We start from the raw sequence: 20,516 nt of genomic DNA, 5'->3' as shown, positions 1-20,516 counted from the left end.
GCTGAACGGCAACGCTCAGACGGGGAATGCGCATGGCGCGTTCCCCGTTTTTTTTACCTTTTGCTTACGTGCGCCGGTGCCGGCAGAAAAAGGGAACTGTGGTAGACTGCGGCCGATGCGTTGTTCACTCGCGAAACAACCCTTTGCTCAGAGTCAATGTCGTGAAGCTCTCTTCCTACCTTCGGCTGGCTTGCGTGGCGGCCGGCGTGATGGCCTTAACCGGTTGCGGCAGCATCATCAGCCGCACCGTGCCCGGTGCGGGGCATGGCCACCAGTACTATCCCGGCGTGCAGTGGGATTTGCGCGATACGCCCTGGCGCTACGTCACGGTGATAGACGTGCCGCTGTCGATGGTGGTGGACACCTTTATGCTGCCATTCGATGCGCAGCATGGCCCCTATGAATAAACCCGTTCAGCGGGTGGCGAACACCACCAGCTGATAGCCTTTCTGCCCACAATGGAAAGGCGCCAGCGCCGTCATGCCCAACCCTTGCACGTGAGCCGCCAACGAATGCGGATTGTCGTCGTCGATAAACAGCGCGCCCACGTCGTAGTCATGACGGGTGTGCGCTTTGACCGCGGCGTAAAGGCGCTTTAGCACACCTTTGCCGCGCCAGGCGGCGTCGAGGCAAACCGGGCCGTAGAGAAACACCCGCTGTTCACTCAGCGCCCGCCCGGTGAAGGATTGCGTGGCGAGCGTCGCCAGCATCGCGTCCACCACCGGCGGCCTCGGGTGCACGTCGGCGGGCATCAAGCAAACGAACCCTGCCAGTTGGTTCTCCTGTTCGGCCACTAGTATGCCGATGCCGCGGTTGATCGCCGTCAGTTGTGCCTCATTCATGCGCGATACGATAAATCCCTGCCGTTTTTGGCGCTCGTCGAGCGCTTCCGGCACGTTTTCCCCCTGCAGCTGCAAAATGGCAGGGTAGTCGGTGGGGCGGGCCCGACGAATGATCATGCTGCCTCCTTGGCGATGAAAGCGTGGTGCGGGTTAACGCTCATCCCATTCATCGGCCGCGGCCTGGCCTTCTTCGGTATCCAGCGGCGGTTCGAGCTGAAAGTCGCCTTCTTCCCATTCGTAGAGGGTGTTTTCGTCTATCCACTCTGCGGTAATTTCCACCTCGTCGTAGTCACCGTCAAAGATCGCCTGCGCCGCCGCACCGCTGCGCAGCGTCAGGCATTCCACCGCCTCACCTTCTTCTTCGAAGAACTCCGCCTGCCACATCGTGTCGCCATCCTGCATCACGTACTTTTGCAGATTGAACTGTTGCGGCACCGGTGGTTCGTCACCGCTGCCGCCTTCGGCGGTGTCGATAAACGCTTCGCGTGCGGCCTCGATGGCTTCTTCCAGGGTTGCATACAGGCTCATGTTTGCCTCCGTTGACGATGAGAGTAAAGCGCCCGGCGGTGCTGCCGTCGCGTGGGTGAAAACGTCAAAACTAATTGTTGTCTCACTGGCGCAGGATGCAAATTTTTTTGTTGTCCGCTTTGCGACGATGATTGTCCGCAAAGCGGGAGAAGAGGCGGCGATGGCGGGAAATAATGGCGCTATCGTTCACTCAGGCGTCAGGAGAAGCCCATGTTAATCGACCCTTCAAGCAAATACCGACCGTTCCCGCCGGTGGCGTTACCGGACCGCGAGTGGCCTGCGCGTACGCTGCGGCAGGCGCCGCGCTGGTGCTCCAGCGATCTGCGCGACGGCAACCAGGCGCTGGCGGAGCCGATGGATAACGCGCGCAAACGCGAATTCTATCAACTGCTGTTGCAGTGCGGTTTCAAAGAGATCGAGGTGGCTTTCCCTTCGGCATCGCAAACGGATTTCGATTTTGTGCGCACGCTGATCGACGAGCGGCTGATCCCGGACGACGTCACTATTCAAGTGCTGACGCAGTCGCGCGACGATCTGATCGATCGCACCTTCGAGGCGCTGCAGGGAGCACCGCGGGCTATCGTGCATTTGTACAACGCCACGGCGCCGATGTTTCGCGATATCGTGTTCCGCCAGGATAAGGCCGCCACCGTGGCGCTGGCGGTGAACGGCGTGCGGCGCATCCGCCGGCAGTGCGAGGCACAGCCCGATACCACCTGGTGCTTTGAGTATTCGCCGGAAACCTTCTGTTTTACTGAATTAGAGTTCGCGCTGGAGATCTGCGAAGCAGTGGCGGAGGTGTGGCAACCGGGGCCGCAGCGGCCGATGATCATCAACCTGCCGGCGACGGTGGAGGTGAGTACGCCCAACGTGTATGCCGATCAGATCGAATGGTTTTGTCGCCACTTCAGCCGCCGCGCCGATGTGACGATCAGCGTGCATCCGCATAACGATCGTGGTACCGGCGTGGCCTGCGCGGAGCTGGCGCTGTTGGCCGGCGCCGATCGGGTCGAAGGTTGCCTGTTCGGCAACGGAGAGCGCACCGGCAACGTCGATCTGGTTACGCTGGCGTTGAATCTCTATACCCAGGGCGTAGCGCCGGGCCTGGACTTCAGCCGCCTGAAGCAGGTGGTGGAGGTGGTGGAGCTGTGCAATCAGCTGCCGGTGCATCCTCGCCATCCTTATGCCGGTGAGCTGGTGTTTACCGCCTTCTCCGGTTCGCATCAGGATGCGATCAAAAAAGGCTTCGCTGCGCAACGGCAGCGACAGGATGGCTGGTGGCAGGTGCCTTATCTGCCGCTCGATCCCGCCGATGTCGGCTGCAGCTATGAGGCGGTGATCCGGGTCAACAGCCAGTCCGGCAAAAGCGGCGCCGCCTGGTTGTTGGAACAGAATCATGGGCTGGCGTTGCCGCGCGGCTTGCAGATCGATTTCAGTCAGGTGGTACAGCGGGCGACCGACGGCAGTGGCAAGGAAATGAGCGGCGCGCAGCTGTGGCGCTTGTTCCGCGATACCTACGGGCTGGTGGAGCAGCCGCGTTTGCAGCTGTTAAGCTACCAGACGGAAAGTCACGGGGTAGAGGCTTATAGCTTCAACGCGCGAGTTGCCTGCGAGGGAGTGCCACTGCGCCTGCAGGGCGCCGGCAACGGCCTGCTTTCCAGCGCGGTGGATGCGCTGCGCCAACGCTTCGGCTTGCCGCTGGCGATCGAGGATTACCACGAGCATACGCTGGGGCATCAGAGCGACAGCCGAGCGGTGGCCTATATCCGCTGTACGCTGCCGCAAGGTGAGGCGACCTACGGCGTTGGCATCGACGTTGACTCCGCCAGCGCTTCGCTGCAGGCGTTGTTCAACGTTGCCGGGCGCTATCTGTCGTCGGCGCGGTCCGGCTGAAATAGTCGCTGGGCGCAACCCCCAATAACCGGCGGAACATGGCGCTGAACGCGCTGGGGCTGTCATAGCCAAGATCCAGCGCCACTTCCAACACCGAGCGGCCGGTCGCCAGCGCGTTCAACGCCGCCAGCAAACGGGCGCGCCGCACCCAATCACTAAAATGCAGCCCGGTTTCTCGCTGGAAGCGCCGCGACAGGGTGCGCCCGCTGACGCTGAGATGAGCGGCCGCCTGTTCCAGCATCCAGGGCTGTGCCAGCGTGGCCTGAATATGGCGGCACAGGGCGAGCAGAGAGGCCTCGCGCGGTTCCGGCAGGTGCAGCGGCAGGATCGGCAGCATTCTCAACTCATCCAGGATCAGTTCCATCACGCGCTCATCGCGCCCGCCGCTTGGATAGTCAGGCGCAATCTCCATCGCGCAAATAATCAACTCGCGCAGCAGCGGCGACACCTGTACCACCTGGCATTGGGCCGGCAGATCGGCACGCGCCAGCGGATCGACGAACAGCGTCCTGGCCGCTACCTGGCCGGTGATGCGCAGGCTGTGCACCATTTTCGCCGGTACCCAGACGCCGCGGCCGGGTGGCACCACCCAACTGCCGAGCCGGGTCGTGACCTGCACCACGCCGCTCAGGCTGTGAATCAGCTGCGCGCAATTATGGTAGTGGTCCGGCTCGCTGTCACCGTGGTGATAATCCCTGGCTAATGGCCGGACAGGCTGATCGGGCGGCAGAATGTCGTGAAACAACAGCATCGTAAGCAGGCTCCGCGCGGCAAAAGGGGGAGGACAGCATGCCATGCGGCGCTGTTTCACACCAGCCTGTGGCACGCGGCAGATAAATAGTTTATAAAATTATATTATATAATTTTATAAATTGATTGGAGGGGGGGATGGATATCGACGCGATGCGCAAGGCGGCGGCGCAGGCCGGTGCGATGCTGCGTACCTTGGGCAATGAAGATCGGCTGCTGCTGCTGTGCCGGCTCAGCCAGGGCGAAATGGCGGTGAGCGAGCTGGCGCAGACGCTGGCTATCCGCCAGCCGACGTTGTCCCAACAGCTTGGCGTGCTGCGCGAGGAGGGCTTGGTCTCCACCCGACGCGCCGGCAAGCAGATTTACTATGCGGTGGCCGATGCCAAAGCGCTGACGCTGCTCCATACCCTGTATCAACTGTATTGCCCACAGCCGGAGAGCCGCGATGACCATTGACTGGCAACACTTCACGCCTTATTCCGCGCTGGCGGGCGGGGCCATTATCGGCGGCGCGGTGGCGTTGCTGCTGCTGTTCAACGGCCGCATCGCCGGTATCAGCGGCATTACCGGCGGCTTATTGAGCGCGGGCGGCCGGGAGCGGGGCTGGCGCGCCGCATTTATTGGCGGGTTGCTGCTCTCCCCCTGGCTGTATGCCGCCGCTGCGGCTTTGCCGTCCGGTGAGATCGCGGCCGGCAGCGGCGGGCTGGCGATGGCGGGGCTGTTGGTGGGGGTGGGTACTCGATTGGGCAGCGGCTGCACCAGCGGGCACGGCGTGTGCGGCGTCGCGCGGTTGGCGCCGCGATCGTTGGCCGCCACGGCGGTGTTTATGCTGCTGGGCTTTACGACCGTGTGGCTGATGCGCCATCTGCTGGGAGGGTGAAGATGCTTAAGTCTCTGTTGGCGCTGCTGGGCTTTACGACCGTGTGGCTGATGCGCCATCTGCTGGGAGGGTGAAGATGCTTAAGTCTCTGTTGGCGCTGCTGAGCGGCGTGATTTTCGGCCTGGGGTTAATTATCGCCGGCATGGCCAATCCGGCTAAGGTACTGGCGTTTCTCGATATTACCGGCCAGTGGGATCCTTCGCTGGCGTTGGTGATGGTTGGGGCGATTGCGGTAGCGGTGCCGGCCTTTATGTGGGCGCGTCGACGCCAGCGGAGCCTGTTGGGGGAACCGCTGCAGATCCCGGCCGCCGGGCGTGTGGATCGCCGTTTGCTGGTGGGCAGCGCGTTGTTCGGCATTGGTTGGGGCATTGCGGGCATTTGCCCTGGCCCGGCCTGGGTGTTGGCGGGGGCGGAGATACAACGGGTATGGCCGTTCCTGCTGGCCATGCTGGCGGGCATGGCGCTGTATGAGATTATCATGAGATGGAGGCGTTCGTGTCGATAGCCAAGGCGGTGCTGCGCATTGCGCGCCCGACCGATAGGTTGCAAGAGATTGCCGCGCTGTATTGCCGGGGGCTGGGTTTCGAAAAACTGGGCGAGTTTGTCGATCATCAGGGGTTTGACGGCATGATGATTGGGCATCCGCAGCATGCCTACCATCTGGAGTTTACGCAGCATCGCGGGGTGCGGGTCGGGCAGGCGCCGACGCAGGATCATCTGCTGGTGTTTTACCTGCCGAATGAGAACGAATGGCGAGCCGCGTGTGAGCGGATGCGGGCGGCGGGATTCCTGGCGGTCACCGCCTATAATCCCTATTGGGATCGGGCGGGGCAAACCTTTGAAGATCCTGACGGCTACCGGGTGGTCCTGCAACATCAGGCCTGGCAGGCATAAAAAAACCGGCGCATTGAGCGCCGGTTTGCAAGATAAACGGGTTATCCGTCAGGCGTTGGTCGCCGGTTTTTGCGCGCTCTTGGACTGGGTATTTTCCAGCATGCGGCGAATCGGCACGATCAGCACGATCAGCACGGCGGCGCAGATCAGCAGCGCGACGGAGCAGCGAGCGAACAGATCCGGCAGCATATCCAGTTGGTCGGCCTTGACGTGACCGCCGATCAGACCGGCTGCCAGGTTGCCCAGCGCACTGGCGCAGAACCACAGCCCCATCATTTGCCCGCGCATTCTCTCCGGCGCCAGCAGCGTCATGGTGGCCAGCCCGATCGGGCTCAGGCACAGTTCACCCAGCGTCAGCATCAGGATACTGCCCACCAGCCACATCGGCGATACGCCGGCGCCACCGTTGCTCAGCACATTCTGCGCGGCCAGCATCATCAGGCCGAAACCGCCGGCGGCGCACAGGATACCGATCACGAACTTGGTGATACTGCTCGGGCGCACGTTATTGCGCGCCAGCGCAGGCCAGGCCCAGCTGAACACCGGGGCCAGCAGGATGATGAACAGGGCGTTGATCGACTGGAACCACACCGCCGGGATCTCGAAGCCGCCGACCATGCGATTGGTGTAATCGTTGGCGAACAGGTTGAACGAGGTCGGCTTCTGTTCAAACGCCGACCAGAAGAACGCGGCGGAGATCAGCAGGATGAAGCACACCAGCAGGCGCGCACGCTCTTTGCGGCTCAGGCCGGCAAAGGCGAACAGGTAGATGAAATACAGGGTGACCGACGCGGCGATGACGTACACCAGCACGCTGGCTACCTCAACCGGGTTGATGACGATGGTGCCCTGAGCGATCAGCACGATGACCGCAGCCAGGACTACCGCCAATGCCAGCAGCCAGGCGCCGACGCCTTTTTTCTTTGCGACCGGGCTGTTCCAGGTGGAATCCAGGCCCACTTCGCGGTCATAGCGTTTCATCGCCGGTACGGCGAATACCCGGAAGATCACCAGCGCCACCAGCATCCCGATACCGCCGATGCCGAAGCCCCAGTGCCAGCCGTGTGACTTGATCAGCCAGCCGGAGATCAGCGGGGCAATGAACGAGCCGATGTTGATGCCCATGTAGAACAGCGAGAAACCGCCGTCACGGCGCGCATCGCCTTTCTTGTACAGCGTACCGACCATCACCGAGATACAGGTCTTGAACAGGCCGGAACCGAGCACGATGAACATCAGGCCGATGAAGAACAGGTTGGTGCCCATCACCGCGGACAGGGCGATCGACAGGTGGCCGAGGGCGATCAGGATAGAACCGTACCAGACGGCCTTGCGTTGGCCGAGCCAGTTGTCCGCCAGCCAGCCGCCCGGCAGCGCCGCCAGGTACATGCTGCCGGCGAAGATGCCGACGATCGCCGACGCGTTCTCGCGCGCCAGACCCAGACCGCCGTCGTACACGGTGGCGGCCATAAACAGGATCAGCAGCGGGCGGATGCCGTAGAACGAGAAACGCTCCCACATTTCGGTGAAGAACAGAGAACCCAGCGGATAGGGATGGCCGAAGAAGGTCCGGCTTTCTGACTTATTGACAGAGGATTGCATAACGATTTCCCAATAAAAAGGCGCTGCATGGCTGCAGCCCGTACTGTGGTTGTATGTGTATTTAATGAAGGCGATCCGCCCAATGCGGATTACCCGACAAAACCGCGGCTGCAACGCTGATAAACCGTGGAAAGCGTGCTGACCTTTTTTCACTTGGCCGATGGTTCACATCTGGCGTGATATTATTTAACCATTTGATAACTGGTCGTTGGTTTTGTCTAGTACCTGTATCCCATTTTTTAGACGAAAAGTCGACAAGCATCTCCTTTTCTGGTTTTTCTGTTGGTTATGACAGGAATATGATTGACAGCGGGTTTTATGCGCTGAAGGCTAATTAATTGTTGATAAACAATATGTTGGATCAATAATGTTCCGGCTGGCGCGAAAATTCGCGGGCCCGAAGGAAGCATTATTAAAAGTAGGGGAAACGCGGCGTTGATCCGGCCAATCGCGGAAATTGGCGATAAATGCAGCTATTGTTCTTCCTGCAGCGTGTCTTCCCGCATGTAGCCCGGCCGCCGCCGCAAACACCACCAGGAATAACCGGCGTTGAACAGCACCACCAAAGCGGTGACGGCGAAGACCGCGCGAAAACCGTAGCCGGCGGAGACTGCGGCGCCAAGCAGCGGGCCGCTGACGTTGCCGACGTCGCGGAACGATTGGTTATAGCTGAAAATTCGGCCGGCCACCTGATTGGTGCAGTTGTAAATCAACAGCGTCTGTACCGCCGGCAGCAGCGCGCCGTCAGCCGCCCCCAGCAGAAAACGCAGCACCCCGAGCTGCCACGGGGTTTGCACGAAAGCCATCGGGATCAGCAGCAGCACCGAGACGATCAGCATACATATCAAAATGCGCTCCGGGCCGATGCGATCGCCCAGCTTGCCCAGCCTTGGGGCGCTCATCAATGCCGCGACGCCGGGCACCGAGGCGATCAGCCCGCTGATAAACGCCAGATTATGGGTGGCGCCGGCCAGATCGCGCACATACAGCGTCAGGATCGGCGCAATCGAGCCGGTGGCGATCTGGATAATCATGGTAGTCACGAACAGGCTGAGCACCAGCTTCGGGTTCTTCAGCGAGGCGAACACCTGCCGTGCGTGCAACATGTCGCGCTTTTGCACCGGGGTGAATTGCTCTTTGACATACAGCAGCGTCAGCACGAAGCAGACGAACAGCACTGCGGCGGTGATATAAAACACCGGGCGCAGGCCGTACAGATCGGCCAACAGGCCGCCGATCAATGGGCCGATCAGCGCGCCGCCGACGCCGCCGGTAGACAGGGTGCCGAGCGCCCAGCCGCTGCGGTTGCGCGGCACCTGAGTGGCGATCAGCGCGTTGGCGTTGGGTATGAACCCGCCGAGCAGCCCCAGCACCGCTCGCAGCGCGAGAAACTGCCAGACCGTTTGCGCCATGCCCATCAGCACCATGACGATCGCCATGCCCAGGGCGGAGCGCAGCAGCATCAGTTTACGGCCGCGTCGGTCGGCCAGGGCACCCCAGAACGGCGCGGCGATAGCGGAAAACAGGAAGGTGATGCTGAACAGCAAACCGGACCACATGTTGAGCGCCTGATGGCCGGTTACGCCCAGTGTCTCTACGTACAGCGGCAGAAACGGCATCACCAGGCTGAAGGCGGCGCCGGTGAGAAAACACCCGACCCAGGCGACGAAAAGGTTGCGTTTCCAGTTAACGGGTTCTGCTGCCGAAGCCATAAATGTCCACTGCCGAAAGGTGACGCGTTTTGCCGGCGGCAGGATGAAGGGGCAAAACGTGAAGGTTAGCCTGATAAGTATGCGCCGCCTGCGTGGCAACGGCAAACCAGGGGACGGAAATAGGGAGAAAAATGAAATAAAGTTTTAAAAATGGCGTTTAAACCTTATTCCGCGCTTAGCGCGCGGAATTTACAGCGTTTTATAAGCCGGCCAGCGCCTCGAAACCGGTGGCGGTGGTGGTGGCGCTAAAGTCGGTGACCTCGTAGTGGGCCACGGCGTTGAACGGATCTTCGGCCAGGATGGCGTCCAGCCGCGCACGCTCAATGCCTTTGGCCAGGATCACGCCGCCGGTGCGGGGATTCTTGCGGCCGGAGGCGATGAAGGTGCCGTCCTGAAAATATTTCTTAAGCCAGGCGATGTGCCCGTCAAGGTGGCTGTCGACGTCGGCAATGGGGCGATGGTAGGTCAGGCTGACAATGTACATAGCGGCTCCGGGGGGGGCGGTAAAGGCTTTACCATCCCACCCTCGCCGTCGATTCTCAAGGGGCGCGCAATAAAAAAACCCGCCGGCGGCGGGTTGGTTTGATCAGTACAACGAAGGCTCGCCTTCCGGGCGGGTCTTGAAGCGGCGATGCAGCCACATGTATTGGTCCGGCGCCATCAGGATCTCTTTCTCCACCACTTTGTTCATAAAGGCGGCGGCGTCGAGTTCGTTATCCAGCGGGAAGTTTTCCACCGCCGGCTGCATGATCAGCTCATAGCCTTTGCCGTCCGGCAGGCGGCGCGGGGTGAACGGAATGATCGCCGGTTTGCCCATCCGCACCAGCACGTAGCTGCCGGTGGTGGTGGCGGCTTTGTCTACCGCGAACAGCGGCGCGAAAACGCTGCTGCGCGGGCCGTAGTCGTGATCCGGGGCATACCAGATGATATCGCCCTGTTTCAGGGCGCGGATCATGCCTTTGATGTCTTTGCGGTCCAGCATCGATTTGTTGGAACGCATGCGGCCCCAGGTTTGCAGCCAGTCCATCAGCTTGTTGTCGTGCGGGCGGTAAACGCCGATGCCCGGGTTATGAATGCCGAAGATGCGCGCACCCAGCTCCAGCGTCAAAAAGTGCAGGCCAATCAACAACACGCCCTGCCGGTTGTCGCGCGCTTTTTGGATGTGCTCCAGGCCGCTGACCTTGAACCAGCGCTCGATGCGCCAGTTGGGCCAGAACCACGCCATGCCGGTTTCAAATAGCCCCATGCCGACCGATTCGAAATTCTTTACCACCAGCGCATCGCGTTCGGCCTGCGGCATGTCGGGAAAACAGAGCTCGAGGTTGCGTTGGGCGATAGCGACACGTCGCTTGAGAAAGCGCATGGAAAATCGCCCAATCGAGGTGCCGAGCCAGTAGATGACGGGGTAAGGCAGCAACACCAGCAGATACAGCAAGCCGATGCCGACCCAGGTCAACCAGTAGCGCGGGTGCAATAAGGAACGATTGAAAGTAGGAACTTGAGTCATGGGTTCTCTGTTTGAATACGGTTGTTTAAGTGTAATGACAGAGTCATCGCATGGTCTGGCAGCCGGGTGAGCTCGGCGGCAAGGTTCGTTTCTGCCGTTTGTTTGCGACTATTGTGGCATTTTTCTGGCGATCCGGGAAAACACAACGCATTAAAATCCCTCTTTGGGCGTTAAATATGCATCGAATGCCGAATTTTTCCACAATCTTTCCTGCCAAAGATAATGGCGATATTATTGCTGGTAATTATTCAGAGGGTAAATATTTTGGCACCATGGATCAGTGCGGGGCTGCTGGTTTTGGGCGCAGCGGTCGGCAGCGTCGGCGCGCATTTGCAGATGAACGCGATATTGGCGCTCGCCGGCGTGATGATGGCGCTCGGCATAGTGGCTTCCGCGTTTACCGAAGGCGGCGGAGGCTGAACGGGGCGTTTGCGCCAGGGCTGCGCGGCGGCGGTTTTTCGGGTATGATATGCGCCGCGCGTGGGTCGGCAGGCCGCGTGCGGTAAATCAGTCACCTCCCGAAAGACAGGAAAGTACACCATGCCAGTGTTACATAACCGAATTTCTAATGAGGAACTGAAGGCGCGCATGCTGGCGGAAACCGAGCCGCGCACCACAGTTTCTTTTTACAAATACTTCTCCATTGACGATCCCAAGGCGTTTCGCGACAGCCTGTACGTTCAGTTCGAAAAACTGAAGGTGTTCGGCCGTGTTTACGTGGCGAAAGAGGGCATCAACGCGCAGATCAGCGTGCCGCAGCATAATTTCGACGCGTTCAAAGCCGCGCTGTTCGCCTCGCACCCGGCGCTGGATCAGGTACGCCTGAATATTGCGCTCGAAGACGACGGCAAATCCTTCTGGGTGCTGCGCCTCAAGGTGCGCGAGCGCATCGTGGCCGACGGCATCGATGACGAGAGCTTTGACCCAAGTAACGTCGGCGAGTATCTGCAGGCCGATCGCGTCAATCAGATGATCGACGATCCGAATACGGTATTCGTCGATATGCGCAACCACTATGAGTACGAAGTCGGTCACTTCGAAAATGCCATCGAGGTGCCGTCGGATACCTTCCGCGATCAGCTGCCGATGGCGGTGGAGATGCTGCAGGACAGCAAAGACAAAAACATCGTCATGTACTGCACCGGCGGCATTCGCTGTGAAAAAGCCAGCGCCTATATGCTGCACAACGGCTTTAAAAACATCTACCACGTGGAAGGCGGGATCATCGAGTACAGCCGCAGAGCGAAAGAACAGGGGCTACCGCTGAAGTTTATCGGCAAAAACTTCGTATTCGATGAGCGCATGGGCGAGCGCATCTCCGACGATGTGATCGCCAACTGCCACCAGTGCGGTGCGCCGTGCGACACCCACACCAACTGCAAGAACGACGGCTGCCATCTGCTGTTCATTCAGTGCCCGAGTTGCGCCGCCAAGTTTGAAGGGTGCTGCAGCGAGATTTGCCGCGAAGAGCTGAAGCTGCCGCGTGAAGAGCAGCGCGCGCGCCGTGCCGGCCGTGAAAACGGCGTCAAGATCTTCAATAAGTCGAAAGGCTTGTTGCAGACTACGATGCACATTCCGGCACCGGAAGAAGAAGGCCCAGCCCGCTGAGCCTGAGGAAATGAGAAGCCCGGCCGCCAAGCCGGGCTTTTTTTTATTTCTCGCGCACGCCTTCTACGGAGATGATCAGCTCAACGTCTTGCGACGCCGGACCCAGATCGGTGGTGATGCCGAAATCTTTCAGCTTGATCTTGCCGTTGGCCTCAAAGCCGGCGCGGTAGCCGCCCCACGGATCGTTGCCCTGGCCAATCAGTTTGGCGTCCAGCGTAACCGGTTTGGTCACGCCGTTCAGCGTCAGGTTGCCGACCACTGCATAACCGTCGCCGCTTTTCTTCACTTCGGTGGATTCAAACTTGGCCTGTTTGTTCTTCTCCACATTCAGGAACTCGGCGCTGCGCAGGTGCTTGTCGCGCTCGGCGTGGTTGGTGTCGACGCTGGCGGTATTGATGGTCACGTTGACCTTGTCCTTGGACGGATCTTTTTCGTCGAAGGTGAAGCCGCCGTCGAAGTCTTTAAAGCTGCCGTACAGCCAGCTATAACCCAGGTGCTGGATGCGGAACTCGATAAAGGCGTGCTGGCCCTGTTTGTCGATCTTGTAGTCCGCCGCCAGTGCGGAACCGGCGCTCAGCAGCAGGGCGCCTGCGGTCAGGCCCAATACGGTCTTTTTCAACATAGCAATCTCCATAAATCCAAAGGTTAATCGGCGCTGCTACCCAGCATCCGTTTCAAAGTGACATCACGATCGATAAAGTGATGTTTAAGCGCGGCCAGCCCGTGCAGTACCGAGAGCACTACCACGGCCCAGGCCAGGTAAAGGTGTATGGCACCGGCGGTATCGGCCTGTTCCGCCATGCCGGTTACGGTGGCTGGCACGTCGAACCAGCCGAATACGCTGATCGGTTGGCCGTCGGCGGTCGAGATCAGATAGCCGCTGATAAGAATGCCGAACAGCACGGCATATAGCGCCAGATGCGCGAGAATGGCGCTGACGCGAGTGAGGCGACCATAACTGGCCAGAGGCTTGGGCGGCGGCGAGACAAAACGCCAGATCACGCGGATCACCATCACGCTGAACAGCAGCGCGCCGATGCTTTTGTGGATCTCCGGCGCCTGATGATACCAGACGTCGTAATAGCCCAGCGTGACCATCCACAGGCCGAGCGCGAACATGCCGTACACCGTCAGCGCCACCAGCCAGTGGATCAACACTGACACATGGCCGAAACGATCGGCGGTATTTTTCCAGAGCATCCTGTTTCCTTCGATTACCGATTGGCTGGCTGCAATAATTAAACTTTAGGAAACATAAAATCAATAATAAATTTAACTATGTTACTTCTTAGAAATATTAGTCAGTGAATTTGTTTGAGATGTTCGGGGTTCATCAGATAAATCGTTGAAGATGATATTATTTCTTTCACGTAACGATTATGCTAGTTGTTGAAAATTAGGCTTATTATCTATTAATGTCAGCTTTTGTCATTTTACGTAAATCGTCCATAAATTGCTCGATGGGATTATTTGCTGGCAAAGTTTATGCCTATTTCTCGCGGCGAAGAGCAGGGCGGAAAGATTAATTTTTTCGAACGGTTACGCGTAACCCTCTGCGGCATAACGGCGGACTTTGCTACCATTAGCGCCAAGCGTCGGCTCTTTGTGGCCGGTTAACCCAGTGAAATAACAAGGAAACGTGATGGGCCGAACCCGTGTAACCGACAACAGCCTGCGTTTGGCCGTCCTGCTGGCGATGTTGGTGATCATTCTGGCTGGGGTGAAAGCGGCCGCCGACATTGTGGTGCCGTTTTTATTGGCGGTGTTCCTCGCCATGGTGCTGAACCCGCTGGTGGCGATGCTGGAACGCCGCCGGGTGCCGCGCATCCTTGGGGTGACGCTGCTGGTGACGGCGGTGATTGTGGTCGTCATGCTGTTTATCGGCATGCTGGGCGCTTCGCTCAATGAGTTCGCCCGTTCGTTGCCGCAGTACCGCGGCATGATGATCGAGAAACTGCGCGAGCTGCAGCATTACGCCGATCGCTTCAATATCAGCCTCTCCAGCGAAGCGATGCTGCAATATGTCGATCCCAGCGCGGCGATGAATCTGGTTACCCGCATGCTGGGGCACCTGTCTGGCGCCATGACCAACGTCTTCCTGCTGCTGATGACCGTGGTGTTTATGCTGTTCGAAGTGCAACTGCTGCCTTATAAGCTGCAGGAGGCGCTGGATAAGCCGAACGAAGGCCTCGCGGCGATGCGGCGTGCGCTGGACGGCGTGACGCGTTATCTGGTGATTAAAACCATCATCAGCCTGGCCACAGGGGTGATCGTCTGGATCTTCCTGGCGGCGGTCGGCGTGCGCTTCGCCTTTATCTGGGGGCTGCTGGCGTTTCTGCTCAACTATATTCCCAATATCGGCTCGGTATTGGCCGCCATTCCGCCGCTGATTCAGGCGCTGCTGTTCAACGGATTGGGTGATGCGCTGGTGGTGGCGGGCGGCTTTATCGCAGTCAACATGGTGATCGGCAATATCCTCGAGCCGCGGGTGATGGGGCGCGGGCTGGGGTTGTCGACGCTGGTGGTGTTCCTGTCGCTGATCTTTTGGGGCTGGCTGCTCGGCCCGGTCGGCATGCTGCTGTCGGTACCGCTGACAATTGTGGCGCGCATCGCGCTGGAGACCACCGAGGGCGGCTATCGGCTGGCGGTTATCCTGGGCGACGGCCGCCCGCCACGCCAGCCTCCGGCGCCGCCGGAGTGAGGAGCGTTTTTGTAGCCACGTTGAGCCGTGCGTTGTTAATGAGTTTTGAATAAGCCACCCAACGGTGGCTTAACGCTTATACTGTTAGTGCAGACTGGGAGCATTGGCTAATCAGTAAAAAACTACAACCACTTAGACCACTTTACATAGGCGACACAAACGACAATGGCCCAGATGAGGGTGAGGTAAAAACCAGAGTTTGGGAACACTGAAACGAAAATAACCCCGCCGACAATAATGAGTACGATAGGGATTAGGTAAGCGAACGAGTTACCCAGCCATTCAATCAACCACTTCATTTTGTGAGCACCCAAAGTTCAGAAAGATTTTCTATTTTACGCCTAAAGACTATATGGGTAACAACAGGAATATTACTTCGGTAAATTAGCGGCATCCAAGGGTTCGTAAAATTTATCTTTATCCATATCATTTTCAATATATATAATGCGGTAGTGATTAATGACAGGAATTACGGATGATATAGCTAGTGAAATACTTTTACGAGAACAGTGATAACTGTTATACATACCAAGAAAAGCGGTAGAGTACATAAATGTACCAAGCATAAGGATATGTGCATGTTGATAATGAGGATGAGTTACAACGATCTTTCAAAAAACGGAGGAGAAGCGAAGCTCCACGTCTATGGGCTAGGTACTTTCCCCGTTTTTTCTGGTAGGCAGCCGTACACAAATGATCCTAACTGCACCTACATTGAGAACAGTGCAATACCTGTTGGTCGTTATTGGGTGGTTGACAGGCCGAGAGGTAGTCTAGCCAATCAAGTTCGTTCGTGGGTGCTTGACCAGTACACAGGAAACGATCATAGCGACTGGTTAGCTCTGTTCAGTGCTCAAACAATGAGTGACAGCATGTTTGTAAATAAGATCGCACGTGGTAGTTTTAGATTGCATCCGCTCAGACCCGATGGCCGCGGTTATAGTGAAGGGTGCATTACGTTTGTGAGTCGTCTGGAGTTTTACAAGGTTCGTCGCTTCATCCTTGGAATGAAGCTTATTAGAGTTCCTGGGTCACGCAGTACGTTGATGACCTATGGTTTTGTTGATGTGCAAGGGGAGAGCAAGTTTGAAAAATGCATCGCTCGTTAAGAATATAGTACTGTATATTGCATGTTTCATTACTGCTTTCTGTTTTTCTCGCTATGGGATGCCACTGTATGGCTTAACGTCACTCATCATCGATACCTCTCAACAACTCTTTGGCAGGTATCAAACAGGTTTCTATGAAATGGACGCAGATCCACTGACATTCAGCACGCTGATATTTACTGTGGTTCTCTATGCCTTGGTTATATTTGGTTTGGTAAAGATGGCATTAAGACAATTCAGATAAATACAGAATGTCCGATGTGTTAATAAAAGGGTATCTCACCACTAATAAGTTTGCATTAATGGAAAAAGCGCCTTTTCCTCCATTGCATTTTATTTATTGGGAACTCCGTTGAATAATGGTTAATCCACCGCAACCATCTCCGATGCCGTCGGCTTAAGAAAGATTTTGCCGTTCACACCGGGCTGCGCAGCGTGTTGCAGAGCAGCTGCGTACTGTTGCAAAGGGTAAATCGCGGCGGGTTGGCGCAGCGCCAGCTGGCCGCGCCGCAGCAGCTGGAATAGTTGATAAAACGCCGTTTGCCACTGCGCCGGCGCCGCCTGCGCATTCCATTTGCGCAAGTGGAACAGCGAAGCGCGCAGCTTCAATTCGTCCACCACGCGCCGCCAGTTCACCTGGCGCCCACCCAGCAGGCCCAGCGCGACAAAGTCGCCGCCGGCGCGAACCGCCCGCGCCAACTGCAATCCGTCTTCTCCGCCGATGCAGTCGATAGCGGCGCGGGCGCCAAAGTGGGTCATTTGCGCCAGCTGCGGCGCCTCAATAACGCGCCAGGCGCCGGCGGCCAGCAGCGCCGGGCGATGAGCGACGTTGCGCACCACCACCGCCAGACGAATGCCGCGCAGTGCCGTCATCTGCGCCAACAGCAGGCTAACGGCGGAGCCGCCGCCGTTGAGTAGCAGCACGTCACCGGCGTTGAGCGGCAGCCATTGCGTCAGCAGCACCCAGCAGGTGAGCGGGTTGATATATATTTGCGCCGCGCCGGCGTCGTCGATGTCGTCCGGCACCCAGACCATCCGATCCTCAGGCAGCGTGACGAAGGTTTGCCAGCTGCCGTCACCCGCTACCGCCAGCGCGCGTCGGCCGGTCGAGCGCCCGCTTTGCGGATCGACGATGACGCCTACGCCTTCATAGCCCGGCACCTGCGGCAGGGCGATGCGGTGCGCGTATTGGCCGTGAATCGGGATCAGGTCAGAAGGGTTGATCGGGGCATAGCGCATCTGCAGCAGCCGCTGGCCGGGGCGCAGCGTCGGCCTGTTCACCTGCTGCAGCGCCAGCACCTGGGCGGGATCGCCGAAGCGGCTGAAGCTCAAGCGGGGAAATGACGACGGCATGGGTTACATCACGAAGAAAAAATAAACATCCAGCGCCAGCAGTATCAGCCACAGGCAAAGGTACAGCACCAGGTGCTCACGCACGTTGTTGACGATAGCCGCCAGTATTCGGTTTAACATTTCAGCCGCCTGAAGAAAGAGACCTTTGATTATAGTCCTTTTCTTGGCGTCTTTTATAGCGCGCCGCGCGTGAGCGCTGGAAGAGTGGCGATAAAAAAGCCTGCGTTATCGCAGGCTTGATATTACACCGCCAGCAGCGCCAGCGGCGTCGAATTCGTTGGTGCGCTTGGCGGGTAGAAATAACGCAGCACGTTATACAGCGAGTAGAACTCAAGCCGGTTGCGCGCGTTGATCTTCTCCGTGATGTGACGCTTGTGCACGTACACCGTATGCGAGCTGATCTGCAGCTTTTTCGCGATGCGGTAGTTGGGCATTTCCGCCATCCAATATTTCATCACCGTCAGTTCCTGCGGGCTGAACAGGGAACGCTCTTCGCCGTCATCGGCCAGCGCCAGCGGATTTTCGCGCAGCGTGCGCAAGGTGAGCGGCAGAATGCTTTTATTGAACAGAAACGCGTTATCGGCGATGCGCATTGGCGCTTCGCTGTAGGGGTAAGGCGTGTCGAGATAGATAAACAGCAAAGCAGACTGGCTGGCTTCCATAAACGCCAGCAGCTGTGCGTCCGCTTCGTTATAGCGGCACTGGTTGCTGAGGTTCACCAGAATGTGGCTCGGCTGAAAGCTGGCCAACAGTGGCGTAGCGTACTCAATGCTGTGGCAGCACTTGATCGTCGTAATCCCACTATCAGCAAAGTAGCTGGCTATACCGACCCGGGTGAAGCAGCATTCGTCCACGACAAGTAGTTTCATGGTGACGTCCTTGTTGAAAGCCGATGGAGCATATCTTCTGTAAAATAGGACTTACACTGCAAGTGTTCAATTCGGAAATTCAAATGCTGAATACAAGAAATTTCCGTTATCAGAATTTTTACTTGGTATTTAAAAGAGTTAGCATGTTAATGAATTGTAACCGCCAAATTTCGCTGTCCAGGGCGCGGTGGCAACCTGGACAGCGAAATCCTTCGCTTAGCTAAATCGTTTCAGACCAAAGCTGGCGACATCGACCGGCGGCGCTTTGTCCTGCGCAAACAGCGCGGCAATCTCACCCAGCGCGCTGGCGAACTTGAAGCCGTGGCCGCTCAATCCGCTGATGACCATCAGGCGATCGCACTCCGGCAGGGTATCGATAATAAAGTCTTCGTCTGGGCTCATGTCATAACTGCAGGCTTCGCCGTGTAAACATACGCCTACACCTGGCAAAAACTGCCGCAGGAAGGTGAAGACTTCGGTGCCGTCGCTGGCGTAGCTGCCGAAGGGCTTGCGCTGCTCGGGGGCATCCATCGGCTGGCCGCCATCGTGTTTGCCCACTTTCAGGCCGTCGTTGTCCGCCGGGAAGCCGTAATAGTGCGTGCCGTCCTGCGCTTCGACGGTAAAGGCCGGGAAGCGGTTGTTCACACTGTAGCGGCCGTCCGCCTGATGCCAGGAGAATACCTTGCGCAATGGCGCGATCGGCAACTGCGGCAACAGCGCTTTCACCCAGGTGCCTGCGGTGACCACGGCTTTTCGCGCCGTGAAACGCCCTTCGCCGGTGACGACTGCAACGCCGCCATCGATAGGTTCCACCGCGCTGACCGGGCAATTGAACAGCTGGCTGCAGCCGGCCTCTTTCGCCAGCTTGATCAGGCTGGCAACCGCCAGCTCGGCGCGCAGGAAACCGGCGTCCGGCTCGAAAACGCCGACGTAACCATCCGGCGCACGGAATTCCGGCCAGCGTTGAGCGATCTGTTCGGCGCTGAGGGTTTGCGCGTTCAGGCGGAATTTCTGCGCGCTCTGCTGAGCATTACGAATGAATTCGGAGTGCAGCGGCCCCAAATTGAGCACGCCGCACGACTGGAACAGTTCCTCGCCGGATTGCTGAATCAGCGCATTCCACAACGCCTGCGCGCGCAGCACCAGCGGCACGTACTTTTCACCTTCGCCGTAAGCATGACGGATGATGCGGGTGTCGCCGTGATGGCTGCCATTGCGGTGCGGGGGAATGGCGCTGTCGATCATCAGCACTTTCAAGCCGGCTCGGGTAGCGTAATACCCTGCTGCCGCGCCGACTGAACCGCTGCCCACCACAATCAAATCATATTCCACGTGCCCACCCTCTCTGATAGCGATTTCTTATCGCCCCATGATAAAAGGTTGCCGAGCGCAATGCACTGATTGAACGGCGAAAGGCAAAGAAAAAGGCGCCGGGAATGGGCCACGGCGCCTTAGGGGTTAGGGGACGATGAATCAATGTTTTCTGCGATCAAGATCCTGGTAATCCGTAGCTTCAATCTTGGCGATGCCGGCCTCTAAGATATTGATTAATTGACGGGCGACATCTGTGGTCAGCCAAAGCGTTCTGTCTACTTGGGCTTCTTCAGGCGTTTGGTCTAGTGAAGACAGGTAATGAAGGCGTATCATCATGGCGTCGTAAACGTCGACAGTACTGATATCCCAACCGACAAGCGGGTGCGTCTGAATTACTTCATCATTTCTGTCCATAAAGACCCCTTATTGAGTAGTAACTACCGTGAGTGACTAACGAGGATCAATGCGGCTCATCATCATGAGAGCAATTACAGTATACGCATCCGCTTTCATCGGTGGAGGGGGTTGTCACCGAAATTTGCAAAATAAATATTTATTTGAACAATTATTCTACAAATTTGTATGTGCAGCGGTGGATGAGTAACGCGCAGCGCGTTATTCCGCGTCGGCAGGTGGCGATGCGCCATGCAGACATTTTTCCAGCTCTTCGGCCAAATGGGCGAAATGCTTTTGCGTTTCGGCGTCGCGATTCTGGCTGTGCGATTCCAGCTTCAGGCTGTGGATCAGCCTTTGATTGGCTTTATCATCCAGGCTGAAGGCCAGATAAGAGAAAGCCACTTCCAATACGTTCAAGCGCCTTTTCTGATCGGCTATCAGCGCCAGCAGTTCGCCAAACGTCATTGCGTCTTCGGATTTCACCTTGTCCGGGGCCATGCTTACTCCTTTGCGTTAAGTACAGCGCTGAGGCGCATTTTGTTCCAGAGTAAGGGTAAG

26 protein-coding genes are annotated in these 20,516 nt (G+C 57.9%); 11 read left to right on the top strand and 15 right to left on the bottom strand.

Annotated features, from left to right (window positions below; all coding sequences use genetic code 11):
* Window positions 1-161 precede the first annotated feature (161 nt).
* Window positions 162-407: a YceK/YidQ family lipoprotein gene (locus C9411_RS10145; RefSeq protein WP_015377417.1), complete on the top strand. Its 246-nt coding sequence runs from the start codon at window positions 162-164 to the stop codon at window positions 405-407.
* 6 nt (window positions 408-413) lie between these two features.
* Here C9411_RS10145 and C9411_RS10140 read toward each other — a convergent pair whose 3' ends face one another.
* Window positions 414-959 (bottom strand): GNAT family N-acetyltransferase, encoded by a 546-nt coding sequence (locus C9411_RS10140; protein WP_107226980.1) that lies wholly within the window; start codon window positions 957-959, stop codon window positions 414-416.
* Window positions 960-992: 33 nt separating this feature from the next.
* The gene (locus C9411_RS10135) at window positions 993-1,370 is read right to left on the bottom strand and encodes a MysB family protein (RefSeq protein WP_063989504.1); all 378 of its coding nucleotides are present in this window, start codon (window positions 1,368-1,370) and stop codon (window positions 993-995) included.
* On the opposite strand from C9411_RS10135, the gene C9411_RS10130 reads away from it, so the two are divergent.
* Together C9411_RS10130 and leuA are read left to right on the top strand one after the other, a co-directional pair.
* On the top strand, window positions 1,369-1,587 hold the full coding sequence (locus tag C9411_RS10130; RefSeq protein WP_063989505.1) for a hypothetical protein: 219 nt from the start codon (window positions 1,369-1,371) through the stop codon (window positions 1,585-1,587). The two genes, C9411_RS10135 and C9411_RS10130, sit on opposite strands and share 2 nt — an antisense overlap.
* Window positions 1,581-3,263, top strand: a complete 1,683-nt coding sequence (leuA, locus tag C9411_RS10125; RefSeq protein WP_107226979.1) for a 2-isopropylmalate synthase — start codon at window positions 1,581-1,583, stop codon at window positions 3,261-3,263. Before C9411_RS10130 ends, leuA begins: the two co-directional genes overlap by 7 nt.
* On the opposite strand, the gene C9411_RS10120 is transcribed toward leuA, so the two are convergent.
* On the bottom strand, window positions 3,220-4,014 hold the full coding sequence (locus C9411_RS10120; RefSeq protein WP_107226978.1) for a helix-turn-helix transcriptional regulator: 795 nt from the start codon (window positions 4,012-4,014) through the stop codon (window positions 3,220-3,222). The genes leuA and C9411_RS10120 overlap by 44 nt on opposite strands.
* Before the next feature lie 137 nt (window positions 4,015-4,151).
* Between C9411_RS10120 and C9411_RS10115 the strand changes: the two genes are divergently transcribed.
* The 4 genes from C9411_RS10115 to C9411_RS10100 all read left to right on the top strand — a co-directional run bounded on the left by C9411_RS10115 (window position 4,152) and on the right by C9411_RS10100 (window position 5,787).
* Window positions 4,152-4,469 carry a helix-turn-helix transcriptional regulator gene (locus tag C9411_RS10115; protein ID WP_107226977.1) on the top strand — a complete coding sequence of 106 codons (318 nt, stop codon included), beginning with the start codon at window positions 4,152-4,154 and terminating at the stop codon, window positions 4,467-4,469.
* A complete protein-coding gene (locus tag C9411_RS10110) occupies window positions 4,459-4,893 on the top strand; it encodes a YeeE/YedE family protein (protein ID WP_063989509.1) in 435 nt (144 codons plus the stop codon). The genes C9411_RS10115 and C9411_RS10110 overlap by 11 nt, the downstream gene beginning before the upstream one ends.
* 76 nt (window positions 4,894-4,969) lie before the next feature.
* The gene (locus C9411_RS10105) at window positions 4,970-5,398 is read left to right on the top strand and encodes a YeeE/YedE family protein (protein ID WP_107226976.1); all 429 of its coding nucleotides are present in this window, start codon (window positions 4,970-4,972) and stop codon (window positions 5,396-5,398) included.
* A complete protein-coding gene (locus tag C9411_RS10100) occupies window positions 5,389-5,787 on the top strand; it encodes a VOC family protein (protein WP_063989511.1) in 399 nt (132 codons plus the stop codon). The genes C9411_RS10105 and C9411_RS10100 overlap by 10 nt, the downstream gene beginning before the upstream one ends.
* A 48-nt stretch (window positions 5,788-5,835) precedes the next feature.
* Here C9411_RS10100 and C9411_RS10095 read toward each other — a convergent pair whose 3' ends face one another.
* From C9411_RS10095 to C9411_RS10080, 4 genes are all read right to left on the bottom strand, one after another.
* Complete coding sequence (locus tag C9411_RS10095; protein WP_046686847.1) at window positions 5,836-7,389, bottom strand: peptide MFS transporter; 1,554 nt, start codon at window positions 7,387-7,389, stop codon at window positions 5,836-5,838.
* Between the two features lie 473 nt (window positions 7,390-7,862).
* Window positions 7,863-9,101: a multidrug efflux MFS transporter MdtG gene (mdtG, locus tag C9411_RS10090; RefSeq protein ID WP_107226975.1), complete on the bottom strand. Its 1,239-nt coding sequence runs from the start codon at window positions 9,099-9,101 to the stop codon at window positions 7,863-7,865.
* 199 nt (window positions 9,102-9,300) lie between these two features.
* Window positions 9,301-9,585, bottom strand: coding sequence for a YciI family protein (locus C9411_RS10085; RefSeq protein WP_063989513.1), 285 nt, complete (start codon window positions 9,583-9,585; stop codon window positions 9,301-9,303).
* 102 nt (window positions 9,586-9,687) lie between these two features.
* Complete coding sequence (locus tag C9411_RS10080; protein ID WP_063989514.1) at window positions 9,688-10,608, bottom strand: Kdo(2)-lipid IV(A) acyltransferase; 921 nt, start codon at window positions 10,606-10,608, stop codon at window positions 9,688-9,690.
* Window positions 10,609-10,842: 234 nt separating this feature from the next.
* Here C9411_RS10080 and C9411_RS10075 point away from each other — a divergent pair, with 234 nt between their 5' ends.
* Together C9411_RS10075 and C9411_RS10070 are read left to right on the top strand one after the other, a co-directional pair.
* Window positions 10,843-11,028, top strand: coding sequence for a histidine kinase (locus C9411_RS10075; RefSeq protein WP_233221893.1), 186 nt, complete (start codon window positions 10,843-10,845; stop codon window positions 11,026-11,028).
* Window positions 11,029-11,148: 120 nt separating this feature from the next.
* Complete coding sequence (locus C9411_RS10070; RefSeq protein ID WP_063989515.1) at window positions 11,149-12,216, top strand: rhodanese-related sulfurtransferase; 1,068 nt, start codon at window positions 11,149-11,151, stop codon at window positions 12,214-12,216.
* Between the two features lie 43 nt (window positions 12,217-12,259).
* Here the strand turns inward: C9411_RS10070 and C9411_RS10065 are convergent, their stop codons facing one another.
* Entirely contained in the window at window positions 12,260-12,838 is a 579-nt protein-coding gene (locus C9411_RS10065; RefSeq protein ID WP_016928208.1) for a YceI family protein, read from the bottom strand.
* A 23-nt stretch (window positions 12,839-12,861) separates the two neighbouring features.
* Complete coding sequence (locus C9411_RS10060) at window positions 12,862-13,416, bottom strand: cytochrome b (RefSeq protein WP_063989516.1); 555 nt, start codon at window positions 13,414-13,416, stop codon at window positions 12,862-12,864.
* A gap of 442 nt (window positions 13,417-13,858) precedes the next feature.
* On the opposite strand from C9411_RS10060, the gene C9411_RS10055 reads away from it, so the two are divergent.
* Together C9411_RS10055 and C9411_RS10050 are read left to right on the top strand one after the other, a co-directional pair.
* Complete coding sequence (locus C9411_RS10055) at window positions 13,859-14,917, top strand: AI-2E family transporter (RefSeq protein WP_063989517.1); 1,059 nt, start codon at window positions 13,859-13,861, stop codon at window positions 14,915-14,917.
* Between the two features lie 593 nt (window positions 14,918-15,510).
* The gene (locus C9411_RS10050) at window positions 15,511-16,026 is read left to right on the top strand and encodes a DUF2778 domain-containing protein (RefSeq protein WP_233221892.1); all 516 of its coding nucleotides are present in this window, start codon (window positions 15,511-15,513) and stop codon (window positions 16,024-16,026) included.
* 363 nt (window positions 16,027-16,389) lie between these two features.
* Here the strand turns inward: C9411_RS10050 and C9411_RS10045 are convergent, their stop codons facing one another.
* The 6 genes from C9411_RS10045 to C9411_RS10020 all read right to left on the bottom strand — a co-directional run bounded on the left by C9411_RS10045 (window position 16,390) and on the right by C9411_RS10020 (window position 20,456).
* Window positions 16,390-17,379, bottom strand: a complete 990-nt coding sequence (locus C9411_RS10045) for a zinc-dependent alcohol dehydrogenase family protein (protein WP_107226973.1) — start codon at window positions 17,377-17,379, stop codon at window positions 16,390-16,392.
* 3 nt (window positions 17,380-17,382) lie between these two features.
* Window positions 17,383-17,499 (bottom strand): DUF2770 family protein, encoded by a 117-nt coding sequence (locus C9411_RS10040; RefSeq protein ID WP_074181193.1) that lies wholly within the window; start codon window positions 17,497-17,499, stop codon window positions 17,383-17,385.
* 122 nt (window positions 17,500-17,621) lie between these two features.
* Window positions 17,622-18,248, bottom strand: a complete 627-nt coding sequence (locus tag C9411_RS10035; RefSeq protein ID WP_063989520.1) for a LuxR C-terminal-related transcriptional regulator — start codon at window positions 18,246-18,248, stop codon at window positions 17,622-17,624.
* Window positions 18,249-18,464: 216 nt separating this feature from the next.
* The gene (solA, locus tag C9411_RS10030; RefSeq protein ID WP_063989521.1) at window positions 18,465-19,580 is read right to left on the bottom strand and encodes an N-methyl-L-tryptophan oxidase; all 1,116 of its coding nucleotides are present in this window, start codon (window positions 19,578-19,580) and stop codon (window positions 18,465-18,467) included.
* A 141-nt stretch (window positions 19,581-19,721) separates the two neighbouring features.
* Complete coding sequence (gene bssS, locus C9411_RS10025) at window positions 19,722-19,976, bottom strand: biofilm formation regulator BssS (RefSeq protein ID WP_004927812.1); 255 nt, start codon at window positions 19,974-19,976, stop codon at window positions 19,722-19,724.
* A 201-nt stretch (window positions 19,977-20,177) separates the two neighbouring features.
* Window positions 20,178-20,456 (bottom strand): hypothetical protein, encoded by a 279-nt coding sequence (locus C9411_RS10020; protein WP_004927809.1) that lies wholly within the window; start codon window positions 20,454-20,456, stop codon window positions 20,178-20,180.
* Window positions 20,457-20,516 lie beyond the last annotated feature (60 nt).

Origin of the sequence: Serratia sp. Nf2 (genome assembly GCF_003028435.1) — a bacterium.
GTDB lineage: Bacteria > Pseudomonadota > Gammaproteobacteria > Enterobacterales > Enterobacteriaceae > Serratia > Serratia marcescens_L.
Note: the sequence above shows the minus strand (reverse complement) of the source record. Positions and strands in the feature narration are given on the sequence as shown.